A 15106-nucleotide genomic window follows, 5' to 3' on the forward strand; every position below is an offset into this window, starting at 1 on the left:
CAATTTATAAATTGAATTATAAGGTGTCTTGCTTGTTTAAATATCTGATTCTAGTATTTAAACTGTCATAAAATTCAACTAAAATCTTTCTAGTATTTTCCACTATATTAAATTCATTCGAAACTCCTATCTCTTCCATTTGTATTGATGATAAATACCCCTCAAATTCCAATATAACTCCATCAATAAAAACAGATTTATCATTAAGTAGTATTTTATTAATGCTTGGTGATATAATGAGATTAAAAACACCTGTAGATGAACCGATTCTATCCTCTATCACTAAAGAATCATTATCATCTATCATCCAGCTTCTTTCATGAGAACATCCAATATTATTGTATCCATCATGAATAGCCTTAATGATTTTTTTTTCATCTTTTAATATATTTACATTTGCTCTTTTACCGACTCTAAATGCTCCCCACACATCACTAGAATCCTTTCCTTGTACTGTAACTGTATTATGAGCTCTAGTTGATCTTTCGTAAGCACGTCTTGTATTATTCTCGTATGTTGAAACACCTGTATCAATAAATATTGGTGTTTTATTAACATGTAGAATAAAGCTCAATGAGTCAGCATGCGAATGCCCTGGTTGGTACGAAGGTGATATATGTCCTACATCCATCAACAATTCAAAACCATTAAACTCAAATTTCCTGTAACCACTTTCACTTAAAACGCCTTTATGTGCATTCAAACCTAATCTTTTTGCATAAGCAATTAACTCCTTGGAAGGGGGAGCTATACCAAAAGCACTATCATTAACATAAGGAATTTCTCCATTATCAAATGTTATGGATTGTAGCCATTCTAACATTCTTAAAGCAGTATCCTTTAACAATTGTTCTAATTCATCTTTCCATTTATTACTTATTATTAGATTATAGCATTCCAATATTCTAAATAATATAATTTGATGATACATTGGGCTTAATTCATAATGTCCGCCATCTTCTAATATTTGTTCTTTCAACTCTTTTTGAATTATTCTTTTTGCGTTTGAGTATAGCTTTTCATCTCTAAAATAAAAAGATCCAAATAATAGAGAAAAACCATTTTCTAATAAATGGTTTCCAAGTAAATGATACTCTAAATTATCAAGTAATCTTTGATAATCATTATATAAAAATCTATTAATTGCTTCTTCATTTATTTTTCTTTTAGAAATAAATTTAATCCAGTTTATTCCTCTTAAAGAAATAGTATATGGTTCCTTACCATCAATCCTTTCATTAGCTTTTTTTATGTAATCATATATTAAAAATTTACCTTCTTTAGAAGTAATATTCTCTTGATTAAGAAAGTCAAAGTAATTTAAATTATAAGTCCATAATTTACCATATTCAGTATGATTCCAATCAATACCTGAATTAAAGCAGTGGTTAATATTTAGAAACGAAAAACATGAATTTGTAAGATAACTGGTTTTATTATAAAGCACGTTTTCATACAAAACAGATTCAACACATAAAAATTCAGCATTATATGACTTTTTAAAAAATCTATTTCTTAGTCGGTAATAAAACTGATAATAAATCTGTTTAACCTTAAGATATTTGATTGTGTTAAATAACAACCCTAGCCTATATCTACCCATCTTCCTTCCTTAAGAGATTCTATTGCAGCAAATGAAGCTTTAGTTGTGTTAATAATTGAATTAAAAGGAATGATACCGTCACATCCTCCACTTTTTTGATGCTCTATTAATTCCTTAAATTGATTAAAGTGCCCTTTATCCTGTTTAGTCTTATAACTTGATTTACCTTTAAACCCGTATGCTTTAAGCTCTCTCCAATTATCCATCACTAATGTACGTTCTTGCGAATAAACTTCTATTCTTTCTTTTGAATAAGATTTACTTCCATTAGCAAAATAGTTAATCACAACATTTGATCCATTGGCATATCTCAACAGAATACTTGCATTATCTGTATTCTCTTGAACATCTAAACCCATCGCATTCATACATACAGAAACAACTTCACTACCACATAGAAAACTACATAAATCAATAAAATGACATGCCTCACCAATGATTCTACCACCACCTATTTCCATATCATGAACCCAAACATTCTGAGGAATAAATCCTGCATTCATTGTTGCTACAATATTGATAGGATTTGTATTATCTCCAATATAAGTTTTCATCTTTTTTGCCAGTGGGGCAAACCTTCGATTAAAACCGACTGTTACATTAAGATTCCTTTTTTTATATTCTTCTATAATCGCTTCAAGTTCATCAATATTAAGTGCTAAAGGCTTTTCTACAAATACATTTTTATTAGCTTTTAATATTTCTAAGACCATTGAAGCGTGCACATTATGCTGAGTCGTCACGATTACTATATCTACCTCCTTATCTTCTAATATATTAATGTAATTTGTTGTGGAATTTTCAATAGAATATTTTTTTGCTAAAACCGTTGAGGAAAGTCCTCCTGAACTAGCAATAAATTTAACTTCAGCTTTAAGCTTTTTAAGTTTAGGCAACATTGTTGAACTTGTGAAATTTCCAGCCCCAATTATCCCCAACACTCCTTTACTTCCATGAAAGGACTTTTTTTCAACTACAATATTATCTATATCAGAATTTGAATCTGTTGAATATTCTATAATCGAAGCTATTGATTTAGAATTACTCATATCACCATAAATCTTATTATATTCAGATAATTTATAGCGATCTGTTATTAAATCACTTACATTAAGCCCCCCCTTTTTAATTGCATTTAATATAGCTTCAAAGTTTCTGTTTTCAGTCCAACGTACATATCCTACAGGGTAATCTATCCCTTTTTGTTCATAAGACTCATCATACCTCCCAGGTCCATATGAACAAGATACTTGAAAGGAAAGTTCTTTTTCATAAAAATCAGCTCTACTAATATCAAGACCTATGACACCTACTAACACAACTCTACCTCTTTTACGGCTCATCTTAGCAGATTGCGAAATGATATCATTACTTTTATTAGAAGCAGTGATAATAACTCCATCAGCTCCAACACCATTTGTATATTCCTCAACAAATTTAACTTGATCTGTCCCATCTGCAGGGTTTATTGCCAACACTCCTTTATCTTTAGCTAGCTGAACTTTTACAGGATCATAATCAAACCCTAAAACATTACAACCATTAGCTATTAATAATTCGGCTGTAACCAAGCCTATCAAACCAAGCCCTACTACAACTATTGTTTCTCCAAATGTTGGTTTTAACAATCTAATTCCTTGTAATCCTATAGAACCTATTACCGTAAAAGCTGCTTCTTCATCAGATACTTCTTTTGGTATTTTAGCAACCAAATTTTTCGGCACTAAAACATATTCAGCATGATTCCCATTTGATACTACCCTATCACCTACTTTAAACTCTGTCACACCCTTTCCTACTTCCTTAACAACACCTACATTACAGTAACCTAGTGGTAAAGGTTGATTTAATTTGTTAAAAACTGCTTCCATTGTTGGTTTTAGACCGTCCGATTTGATTTTATCTAGAACCATCTTAACTTTATCGGGTTGTTGCCTAGCTTTTTGAATAAAGTTTGCTTTTCCAAACTCAACTAACATTTTTTCAGTTCCTAAAGAAACTAAACTTCTAGTAGTTCTAATCAAAACACAACCTGCCTTTACCTTTGGAACTGGAACTTCTTCTAAAATTGTATTTCCTTTATTTAAATCTTGTATTATTTGTTTCATTTAAATTCTTTTTATTTATAAAATTGTAATCAGGCAATGTAAAATAAATTTTTCCCTCCACAGAATTCTTCTCTTTTGGTAAATCAAGTCTAATTCCTAGGGTATATGGCCGAGAAAAGTATTTATTATTGATATATAAATATTGCCAACTTCCTTTATTTTTCATATCATATGTATCTACATAAGATGTATCTATTCTATCCCAACCATAAATATATGCTCTTTCTATATTAGACTCACATGAAACATAACACCAAATCCCAAAACTCACAAAGTCTTCTTTTCGATTAAAAGAATTATATATTTCAGGAGCCAAAAAATAACCATTTTTATAAGATCTGAAGCTTTCAAAATCTACTAAAAGCACACCTCCAGCTTCATTAACAAACTGTTCTTTATTCGGTAAATCCTTATATTTTATTTTAATGTAATCAGTGGTCATGTATGTACTAGGATTAGTAGAATCAAACTTCAGAAAACAATATTTAACAAACATCGAAACAAATAGTATCGCAACAAGCAATATTAAAAAAAAAATATTTTTTTTAATTCCATATGGGATTTCATCCAAATATATTGAATCGGAATAACCTTTAGAGGATATGAGTAAAAAAACCCATAATGAAAATGGAAAAACTCCAATATTTCTAACTAAAATGGATTCAATAAAAAAACTGAAACAAAAAACAAGAATAAAAACAATAAGATATATAGGTTTATCATTTTTATATAATGATATTATAAAAAATAAAAAAATAAAAGTCCAACAATACCAGATTGTAATAGAATTTGCAAATATTGATTATGTGCGTTAAATTTATTACTTAATTGGTAAAAATTATTATTTATTTTATAGGACTTTGTCAATTCATTATTAGCGTCACCTAAGCCTACTCCAACAAAAAAATTTTCAGAAATGATATCTATTGCATTCTCCCAAATCACTACTCTGTCATCTAGCTTCTCTATTGATATGTTATTTTTAAATAATTCAACAGTTAGTTTAGTTCTGGGATGAAAAGAAATCATCAAGTAAATAAATAATCCAGCCAAGATAATTCCTAAAATAACGAAATATTTATTGAAGTACTGTTTTAAATTAGCGAGTAATAAAAAGAATAAGATAATTATGTTCAAAAAAATTAATATTCTAGCACCAGACGAATAATTTAAATAAAATAAAAAAAATAGAAGAAAAATATTAGAAACTTTATTTAGTTTACTTTTAGAATAATAAATAGAGTTAAAAACATATGGAGTGATCATTAAAATTGACAATCCAACATACAGTCTATGCTCGAAAAAACTAAAAAAGTTAATCTGCGTAAAACCTTTAACTTGAGCAATTCCTAAATAATATTTAAAATGATAAAAATAAAATGTATAAGCAGAACTAATAATTACTAAAGTTATAAGCCCGTAATAGTTATATTTTAATGCCTTTTTAAAATCAAAAAAAAGATTTCCTGAGAACAATCCTATGAAAGAAATCAAAAACAAAGGAAGTATCTTTTCCAGCTGCTTAACACCATAGTGTTTATCCTCAGTATAAATCATACTTATTAAGGTAACAAGAATAAATGCAATAAGGTAAAAATAAGGTGATTTCTGTTTGAGATTTATCCTATACCTATATGTTTTATTGATCAAAATATTAATTAATGAAATAAAAATAAAAATATAGAATACAAAATTGAATATAGAAAAAAAAATACTAAATGCCCATAAACAGAAAACAATCTGATTTAATTTATTAATATTCTTTTTGGTAATTTTATCAAAAAAAAATTTGTTGATATAATTATGACTGTACACCGAATTCATTTATATTCAATAACTTTCTTATTCCTACTTCTCTTCTTTTAACAGAAAATAACCCGACCACTCTCTCTCGCGCTTTTATTTGATAATTTTGCATTAATTCTTCATTATGAACTAACTTCAAAATCCCCTCAGCAATAGTATTTGGATTGGTATCATCCAACATATACGCAGCATTACCTACAACATTTGGAACTTCACCGACTTTACTTGTAATTATAGGACATCCACAACTCATAGCCTCTGCTATAGCAACCCCAAATCCTTCATATCTTGAAGGTTGAAGATATATACTACATGAAGATAAAAATTTTATTTTTTGCTTTTCAGTAACATCCATGAAAATTTTCACCTCATCATTTAATTGATTCTCCTTAATAAAACGAATTAAATCATTGACAGCATCTCCTTCTCTTCCTACAATATTTAATTTAAATTTATGCCCTTCTTCTTTTAATATTTTAACTGCTCGTATTGTTTCAAAGACACATTTTCTTTTAAGATTATTTTGCTCCAACCAACTTATAGTTAGCAAAACATTAGGATTTCTTTCATGAGATGCTTTATACCTATCAATATAAACACCATGGGGAATATATGAAATATTTTTTTTTCTAAATTTATTCTTAAATATCAAATATTCTCTTTCAGAAACAAAAATGTTATTTGAAGCAAATTTCAAAGAAATCCATATTAAGATTTTTTGATAATACGGTCTTTTCTTGTAATCACTAGGAGAACCCGTGTCATAATTAAACGTACCTGTAATGATTACTTTCTTTCCTAATAGTTTACTTTTAATTACTGGGAATATAGCATATGACCACCACCAAATAAATATCACATCTGATTTATAATCTATTTCACTCCATTTTGTGGCTATAATCAAGTTTTTATCAATTTTTTTTAAAATATCTATATCTTGAACATAGAATAAGTTTTTCTCTAAAATTGTTTTATCCTTAGTTTTACAAAAAAAAGTTATTTTCAAAATATCTAATAATTTTTAATTAATTAACTCTTTAATATAAAAAGCGTTAATGTCTTTATTTAAATCCTTAATGGTTCTCAATGACTTCAGTTGCATCTGAATATTACCTCTAAGACAAATCAGTTCATTCTTATCAACCAATATCTTCGTGATGAATTGATTAAACTCTTCTTTATTATTAACTAAATAGCCATTTACGCCATTTTCAATTAAATAGGGCATTGCAGAATTATTAAAAGCTACTACTGGTAACCCATATTGCATTGCCTCAACAATAACCATCCCATATCCTTCATGAAGCGATGGGAAAACAAAAACACTAGAACTCTTATAAAAAGAATCTAATTTTTCATCTGATACTCTTCCATGAAAAATAATTTTATCTGATAGTTTATAATCTTCAATCATTTTTTTTAAAGATAAATAATAACTATCATTAGAGTCATATTTACCAATAATATTTAGTTTATAAGGTACTTTAATATCTTTTATAGATTCAATCAACAAGTGGAGTCCTTTTCTTTTTTCAATTGTTCCAACATAAAGTAATTTACTACTATTTAAAGGTTTTTTTTCAATATCATATCCTTTTTTTATAAAGCCAATTTCTAAAAGAAAAAGATTATTCCTTTTTAAGACGCTCTGAGTTAAGTCATAAACATATCTACTTGGGATTATTAAGCCACTAAATCTCTTTAAAAAGCCAACTTCAAGAAACTTATTTATTACTCTTTTAAACCCTACTAAAGTAAAATAATTATAATGATGATGAATAGCAAACATTGTGAGTTTTCTATTTAAAATATTTAAAAATGGTAACAATAAAAATAATCTTGGATATAGTCTGCTATTACAAATAAGAACATCAGCATCCATAAGCGTTTTTAATTTACTCAAGTATATTAAATTATATAATAAAGATATCTTACTATTATACTTTAGTCTCTCATCAACAATAATGTTAATATCATTTGAGGCTTCCTTCAATTCATTTAAAAAATGAATATCATATTTCTGTCCTCCAGTTAATGCCTTCTCTTTTATAGATAAAATTATTACTATATTTTTTTTCATTTGATTTTAAAGTTTCTCGCTTGTGTTTATAATAGAGCTAAAGCGTTCAAAAATAACAAACAAGACCCAGAAAGATATATCCATTGTAATCCACCCTCTATTTAAAATCCCATTACTTTCAAACAAACATCTAATAATTGATCCAACAAAAAAAGCCCAAATTAAATAATACAAGTTCTTATGAAGAATATTTCTTTTTATTCCATAAAAGTATTTCTTACCAATTTTAAATAGAATAAGAACTAAAAATATTATTCCAAAAACTCCTAATTCTGCTGAAGTTTCTATAAATAAATTATGTGAGCTCTGAATACCTACTTTTAAAATATCATCTTTTTGCCATTGACCAATTGGATAACTATTTACGTAGGCTGGACCAACATATTTTAAATTCCCTAAACCAATTCCAAAAAAAATATTATCACTTGTAATATCTAAACCAACATTATATAAAATATCCCTAGCAGACAAACCCCTTTCTAGTCTGAGACTTGACATTATTTTATCTTTAAAAAAATATAACATCCCTCCAGAAAACAAAAGCCCTGAAAGAATAGTTAATAAAACTTTCTTAGTTAATTTATATCGAAAATTATAAATCAAAACAAATGTTCCTAAAGCAAGCATACTAGCTCTTGATCCAGTCAGAATTAATGTAATAACCATCAATAAAATTGCATAAACATATATATTTTTTTTCTCAAGCAAATACAACAGAAAAGTAAATATTGATGCACAATAAAGTATAAACCCAGCACTATTAACATTAGAAAAAAATCCTCCAGACCTTATTATTCCTTCCGCTTCAATAACTACTTGACCAAAATAGCGACCATAAATTATCGAAAAAGACAAAGACAAGCCGCATAAAGTAAAAGCCTTTAGCGTTAAAATTAATTTATTATAATCATTTAACCAATGATAAAATGACGCTACCAAAAGAAAAAAAACAATAACACGTAATGAATAATATAAACTATTAAAAACATCAAAAGCTAACAATGAAGAAATAATACAAATTATAATATAAAAATATATTAAAACTACTTGAATATTTATTCTTAAATTAATCCTTTTTTTTGATAAAAAATATAATATAATAAATAAAGGAAAGATTAAAGAAATAAAATTCCTCATTAATGAATCCCAATACCCAGTAATTATAATAAAAAATAAAAAAAATGGAAAATAATATAAATCAACATATCTACTTAACTTCATCATCTAGTCAATTATTTCATATTAAATAAAGTTTTTCGACCTAACATAATAGCTGTAAAAATAATAATAACATTTAATGCAAAACTTATACTTGTAGAAAGTGTCAATCCATAATAATACCCCTTACTAACAAAATATTTACTTAGAAATAACTTTAAAATCACAGCAATTACAGTCGAAAACAATAACATCTTTTCTAAATGAAGCGCAAAACATAATTTTGCTAAAATTATATGTACAAAAACAAACGGTATTCCAAAAGATAATGCAAAGAGGTATAAATATGTTATTCTAGTTGCTTCATTAGTAAACACACCCCTTTCTAGAACTAATATAATAATTTCCTTTCCCCATATATAAAAAGCAAATGTAAAAAACAAACCTATGATAAATGAAAATAATAAACTTTTTTGTATAACATTCCTTAGGTAAGTAAATTTCTTCTCTTGAACAAATAATGATATTTTAGGAAAAAGAATTGTTCCAAGAGTAAGCCCTAAAAATGTTATTGGTAAGTTATTCAAAATACCTGCATAATACATCGCAGAAACATGTCCCATAGGAAGAGAAGATATAAAAGATCTATCAATTAAAGTGTAACTTTGCCCTAGGAATTCAATCAACAAAATCACAGCATATGAAGAAAAAAACATTCTTTGATACTCAACATTAAAAGAAAATAATTTTAACAATGATTTCTTTTTCAAATCAACAGCAAACAAAACTATTTGAAAAATTGAACCAATTAACAATCCATAAGCGAAAGTATATATACCATAATCCTCATAAAACACATATATCACTGCAATAACACTTGCATGAATTAGAAGTGGTAAAAAAGCTGGTAGCGCAAAACAATTTCTAGCATTATAAACAGCCTTTAGTATATTATAAAAAGCACTAAATAGTATATAAAACGAAAAAATAAAGTTTATTTTGTACACAAGTGACTTATAGTCAATAAATTCCTTCGATGCAAAATAATTAATATAAATAAGGAAACATATATTATATAAAATTATTATAATAACCACTAAAATTGCGTATGGCCAAAAAAATCTCTTCACAAAATCTTTATAAAAAATATAATCAGAATCTTCATTAAGATTTAATCTCGGAATTACAATATGGGGAAGAGCATAAAGCAGTAAGGTTACTATCATATTTGGTATTACAAAAACTGACAACAATACATCAAACTCTAGTGAAACCCCAATCTTAGACGCTATCAACATTTCCCTAATAAATCCAAATAATTTACTAAAAAAAGTAGCTATTAAGAGAATAATGAAATTTATCTTTAGATTACTCTTCACTTCTTAAAATACTAATCAACTATTATTGTTCATTATTCCACATAAATCCAACACAACTTTCCCTTCAGCTAATTTCAATTCTTTAAACTCATTATGAGCTACTAAAAAAACAACTATATCTGCTTTTTCAACTGCTTCTTTATAATCTGTAAGTTTAAAAACCTTATGTTCGGTTATATTTGGTTCTACAATAAAATATTCTTCATTATTTGCATTCTGTAACACTTTTTGAGCTATATATTTTGCAGGAGACTCTCTTAAATCGTCAATATTAGGTTTAAAAGCCAATCCCATCAATGCTATGTTAGGCTTTCTACCGTTTTTTAATTCAAACTCTAATTTAGCCGTTTGCACTTTTTCGGCACACCAAAAAGACTTATAATTATTAATTTCTCTAGCTTTACCAATAATTTGAGACTCCATTGGATAATCTGCAACTATAAAGTAAGGATCAACAGCAATACAATGTCCTCCTACACCGCAACCAGGTTGTAAGATATTTACTCTAGGATGTTTATTTGCAAGATTTATCAGCTCCCATACATTAATATCCGCTTTATCACAAATTATTGAAAGTTCATTTGCAAAAGCTATCTGAACGTCTCTAGAAGAATTTTCTACCAATTTACACATCTCAGCAGTACGCGCATTAGTTTTATGCAACTCACCCTTTATAAATTGCTTATAAAAATTTACTGCTTTTTCTGTAGATTCTTCATCTACTCCCCCTATAACTCTATCATTGTGAACTAACTCATACATAACATTTCCTGGAAGCACTCGCTCTGGGCAATATGCTATATAGAGTTTACCTTCTAATTCAGGGCGTTCAGAAAAAATCAATTGCATCATCTTTTCTGTAGTACCAATTGGAGATGTTGACTCAATAATATACAAATCTCCTTCTTTTAACAAAGGAAGAACAGCTTTTGTTGCTGCTTCTACAAACGAAATATCTGGTTCATTCTTTCCTTTAAAAGGAGTTGGAACTACCATTAGATAGGTACTTGCTTCTACAGGCTTTATATCCGCCCTAAGATATCCTTCTTGAACAGCATCTGCAACCGCTTTATCCAATTCAGGCTCTACAATATGTATTTTTCCTGCATTAATAGTCTCCACCACTTTAGGATTAACATCAACTCCGTGTACATATGTTTTGTTTTGAGCAATTAAAGCTGCGGTAGGCAGACCTATATAGCCCAATCCTACCATTACCACTTCTGGATTATTCATTAGATATTCCTTTTATATAATCAACTATTCTTTCGCATGCTTTCCCATCCCCATAAGGATTATGTAAAGCACTCATTTTCTTATAAGCATCATCATCATTTAACAACGAAGTCGCTTCATCAACTATTTTCTTTGGATCTGTTCCAACTAATAAAACTGTTCCTGCTTCTACAGCTTCTGGACGTTCAGTAGTATTTCGCATAACCAAAACAGGCTTCCCTAAACTAGGTGCTTCTTCTTGAACTCCTCCGCTATCCGTAATTATTAAGTACGATTTTTCCATTAACCATACAAATGCAGGATACGAAAGAGGCGCTATTAATTTAATATTATCTATCCCCGCCAACAAATCATACACTGGCTTTTGAACATTAGGATTTAAATGCACAGGGTATATTATCTGAGATTCAGGATGGTTCTTTGCTATTTCCTTTAAAGCTGCACATATATTTAAAAAACCTTGCCCATGATTTTCTCTTCTATGCCCAGTTACAAGTATTACTTTCTTATAATCATCTATTAACTTTTGCAACTCTACAACCTCATCATCAATAAAACTTGATGATTTTATTTTATTCACACTGAATAGTAGTGCATCAATTACCGTATTTCCAGTTACTAAAATTGAGTTTTCTCTCTTATTTTCTCTTAGTAAATTTTCTTTTGAAGTTTCAGTAGGAGAAAAATGATAATTAGAAACTACTCCAGTCACAGATCTATTCATTTCTTCTGGGAATGGAGATTGCATATCGAACGTACGAAGTCCTGCTTCTACATGACATACTTTGGCTCCTGCATAAAAAGCAGCTATGCTAGATGCCATAGTGGTAGTTGTATCTCCGTGCACGTATACATAATCTGGAGTAAACTCTTCTAAAACAGGTTTTAGGTTTGTTATAATGTCTGATGTAAGTGTGTATAAATTTTGATTGGGCTTCATCAAATTCAAATCAAAATTTGGTTCAATTTCAAAGAAATCAAGGACTTGATCTAACATCTCTCTGTGCTGGGCAGTGATACACACTTTAGTTTCAAAAACATCAGCTCTTTTTTGAAACTCTTTAACAAGCGGAGCCATTTTAATAGCTTCAGGGCGAGTTCCGAAAATAATTAGATTTCTAATCATTATAACCTATTTTGTAATTTATATAAATCCTTAACTAACTGCCCTTCTCCTTTAGGAAGAATCAATATAGTATCTTCTGCTTCTATTATGTTCAAATCATTTAGTCCAACCCCTATCACTCTCTTACTACTCAACGCACTGCAATTATTAACATCCACTCCTCCTATGCTTTTCACCAAAGAATTACTTCCAAAATCATTTTCCGTAAAATAATTTATCAAAGAATCAAAATTACCTAAATCATCCCATTTAAAACTAGAAGGAACTGTTTTTATTATATCACTTTTTTCAAAAACAGCATAATCAACACTATCCTCAGGAACTTCTTTCATTGAAACCTCATCTATTCCATTTCTATATGCTTTCAAAGATTTTTCATAAATCTCAGGACTATACTTTTTTATTTCCTCTAAAAATATCCCTGCCTTAAAACAAAACATTCCACTATTCCAGTAAAAGTTTCCGCTTTCTACAAACCCTTTCGCTGTTTTAGCATCTGGTTTTTCACGAAAGCTCAATACATTATTGCCTTGAAACTCTATATATCCGTATCCAGTTTCTGCATAAGAGGGCTTTATAGAAAAAGTAGTTAAAAAACCATCCTTTGCTAACCCTACAGCCTTGCTTACACATTCTTCATAAACCTCTTCATCTGCAATCATATGGTCACTAGGTGTCACAAAAAGAATATCATTTTCATCAACCGACAAAGCAGCTAATGTAATTGCAGGTGCTGTGTTTCTAGGTATTGGCTCCAAAACTTTATAATCAAACTCACTATTCAATTCGTTTATTTGTTCAAGAGCTATTTTATAATGATTCTCATTTGTCAAAATCATGTTTCTATCTACAAGACCTCTATTTCTCAATACTGTATGCTGAAATAAAGATTTTCCTCCAAAAATTTTTAAAAATTGCTTAGGATTATCAGGGGTAGATAAAGGCCATAATCTAGTCCCAAACCCACCACTTAATATTACATTAATGATTTTCGACATTCAATTCCTTTAAGATTTCTTTTACATTTTGCACAAAAATACAATAATTGGCTTTATCTCCAAGACTTTTAAGAATTAATACACTAACCTATAGAAGCACACTATACTTTGGTCTCTTTGCTTTGGTTATATATGAGTTATCACAAACAACTTCAACCTCTTCAATTTCATTCTGTTTCACTATTTTTTTTGCAAAATCAAACCAACTCAATATTTCTGTATCACAATAGTGTTTTATTCCATAAAGGGTGTTTATATCCTCCCCTGTCCCCTCCAAAGGAGGGGTGTTAATAGACTGCTGAAACCCAATCTGTTTCTTGCTATTCTCTATTAACATTAAGATATATTTTACTAAGTTTTCTGTATCTGTAGGGCAACCAATTTGGTTATCTACAACACGAATCTCTTGTCCTTCCTTTGCTTTCTCTACTATTGTTTTATAAAAATTCTTTCCAAACTCCTTACTATACAACCATGAAGTACGAATAATAAAATACGCTGTCAAGAGCTCTTGAATGCATTGCTCTCCCTTTAACTTTGACTTCCCATATTCATTAATAGGATTTGGTTTGTCGGTTACTGTATATGGTGTACCTTTCTCTCCATCAAAAACATAATCTGTAGAAATATGGATTAGTGTTGTTTGATACTCCTTACATGCTACTGCTATTTTTTTAACCCCTTCGGCATTTACCAAAAAAGCTTTTCCTGGTTCCTCTTCTGCTTTTTCTACATTGGTATAAGCTGCACAATTAATACAATAATCTGGTTGGTGTTTTTTAAATACTTCTGCTATTGAAGCCTCATTTGTAATATTTAATTCTTCTGAAGTACAAAAAATAAACACTGCATTTTCATATTCCTTTTTGTATTTCTGAATAGTAAGTCCTAACTGACCATTAGCTCCAGTTACTAATATAGTTACTTTTTTTTGCTCTTCGATGCTTCGACCTTGCTCAACACAAGCTTGCTCAGAGTGACATATTTCAGGTTTTAAATCGCTCATCATCAATCAAACTTTAAAATAGCTTCTTTAAAACTAGGCAATTGTCTGTCTTTTTCTGATAAGACAACTTCTGAACCTGGGATTTGCCAATCAATATTAAGGGTTTTGTCATTATAAATAATTCCTCCTTCAGCTTCCTTATTATAAAAATTGTCACATTTATAGAAAAACTCTGCTGTTTCACTTAGCGCTACAAAACCATGCGCAAATCCTCTTGGAATAAATAATTGCTTTTTATTTTCTGCGGAAAGCTCTAACACAACATGCTCCCCAAAAGTAGCTGAATCTTTACGGATGTCTACCGCTACATCGAGCACTTTCCCTTGTAAAACTCGTACTAATTTTGCTTGTGCGTATACACCAACTTGATAATGCAGCGCTCTTACCGCTCCTCTTTTTGATAAAGACTGATTGTCTTGCACAAAGTTAACCTCTTCTCCAATAGCCTCCTTAAACTGATTTTTATTAAAACTCTCGAAAAAGTACCCCCTCTCATCTTGAAAAAGACGAGGTTCTATAATAAAACAACCTTTTAATTTCGTTTCTGTAATCTTCATTTATTTTATTATCGGTTATGCTGTTCTTGTTCCATTTTTAGTTAAACTA

The 15106-nt window shown here is 29.1% G+C and carries 13 protein-coding genes; all 13 read right to left on the reverse strand.

Annotation, left to right across the window (positions count from 1 at the left end; translation table 11 throughout):
* Nucleotides 1-16: 16 nt before the first annotated feature.
* The gene (locus JOOMADRAFT_RS09855) at nt 17-1447 is read right to left on the reverse strand and encodes an alginate lyase family protein (protein WP_169313488.1); all 1431 of its coding nucleotides are present in this window, start codon (nt 1445-1447) and stop codon (nt 17-19) included.
* 137 nt (nt 1448-1584) lie between these two features.
* Complete coding sequence (locus JOOMADRAFT_RS09860) at nt 1585-3711, reverse strand: bi-domain-containing oxidoreductase (protein WP_008612932.1); 2127 nt, start codon at nt 3709-3711, stop codon at nt 1585-1587.
* The gene (locus JOOMADRAFT_RS09865) at nt 3683-4153 is read right to left on the reverse strand and encodes a hypothetical protein (protein ID WP_008612933.1); all 471 of its coding nucleotides are present in this window, start codon (nt 4151-4153) and stop codon (nt 3683-3685) included. Before JOOMADRAFT_RS09865 ends, JOOMADRAFT_RS09860 begins: the two co-directional genes overlap by 29 nt.
* Before the next feature lie 296 nt (nt 4154-4449).
* Nucleotides 4450-5268, reverse strand: coding sequence for an O-antigen ligase family protein (locus tag JOOMADRAFT_RS09870; RefSeq protein ID WP_157136671.1), 819 nt, complete (start codon nt 5266-5268; stop codon nt 4450-4452).
* A gap of 244 nt (nt 5269-5512) precedes the next feature.
* Complete coding sequence (locus tag JOOMADRAFT_RS09875) at nt 5513-6523, reverse strand: glycosyltransferase family 4 protein (RefSeq protein WP_008612937.1); 1011 nt, start codon at nt 6521-6523, stop codon at nt 5513-5515.
* Nucleotides 6524-6538: 15 nt separating this feature from the next.
* On the reverse strand, nt 6539-7597 hold the full coding sequence (locus JOOMADRAFT_RS09880) for a glycosyltransferase family 4 protein (RefSeq protein ID WP_008612938.1): 1059 nt from the start codon (nt 7595-7597) through the stop codon (nt 6539-6541).
* Between the two features lie 6 nt (nt 7598-7603).
* On the reverse strand, nt 7604-8821 hold the full coding sequence (locus JOOMADRAFT_RS09885; RefSeq protein ID WP_008612939.1) for an O-antigen ligase family protein: 1218 nt from the start codon (nt 8819-8821) through the stop codon (nt 7604-7606).
* A gap of 8 nt (nt 8822-8829) precedes the next feature.
* Entirely contained in the window at nt 8830-10053 is a 1224-nt protein-coding gene (locus tag JOOMADRAFT_RS09890; protein ID WP_040879668.1) for a lipid II flippase MurJ, read from the reverse strand.
* 96 nt (nt 10054-10149) lie between these two features.
* Complete coding sequence (gene wecC, locus JOOMADRAFT_RS09895; protein WP_008612941.1) at nt 10150-11370, reverse strand: UDP-N-acetyl-D-mannosamine dehydrogenase; 1221 nt, start codon at nt 11368-11370, stop codon at nt 10150-10152.
* Nucleotides 11363-12496 carry a non-hydrolyzing UDP-N-acetylglucosamine 2-epimerase gene (gene wecB / locus JOOMADRAFT_RS09900; RefSeq protein ID WP_008612942.1) on the reverse strand — a complete coding sequence of 378 codons (1134 nt, stop codon included), beginning with the start codon at nt 12494-12496 and terminating at the stop codon, nt 11363-11365. Before wecB ends, wecC begins: the two co-directional genes overlap by 8 nt.
* Nucleotides 12496-13494 carry a mannose-1-phosphate guanylyltransferase gene (locus JOOMADRAFT_RS09905; protein ID WP_008612943.1) on the reverse strand — a complete coding sequence of 333 codons (999 nt, stop codon included), beginning with the start codon at nt 13492-13494 and terminating at the stop codon, nt 12496-12498. The genes wecB and JOOMADRAFT_RS09905 overlap by 1 nt, the downstream gene beginning before the upstream one ends.
* An 88-nt stretch (nt 13495-13582) precedes the next feature.
* Complete coding sequence (gene rfbD, locus JOOMADRAFT_RS09910; protein ID WP_245547666.1) at nt 13583-14503, reverse strand: dTDP-4-dehydrorhamnose reductase; 921 nt, start codon at nt 14501-14503, stop codon at nt 13583-13585.
* A complete protein-coding gene (rfbC, locus tag JOOMADRAFT_RS09915; RefSeq protein ID WP_008612945.1) occupies nt 14503-15057 on the reverse strand; it encodes a dTDP-4-dehydrorhamnose 3,5-epimerase in 555 nt (184 codons plus the stop codon). The genes rfbD and rfbC overlap by 1 nt, the downstream gene beginning before the upstream one ends.
* Nucleotides 15058-15106: the final 49 nt, after the last annotated feature.

Origin of the sequence: Galbibacter orientalis DSM 19592 (genome assembly GCF_000260115.1) — a bacterium.
Lineage (GTDB): Bacteria > Bacteroidota > Bacteroidia > Flavobacteriales > Flavobacteriaceae > Galbibacter > Galbibacter orientalis.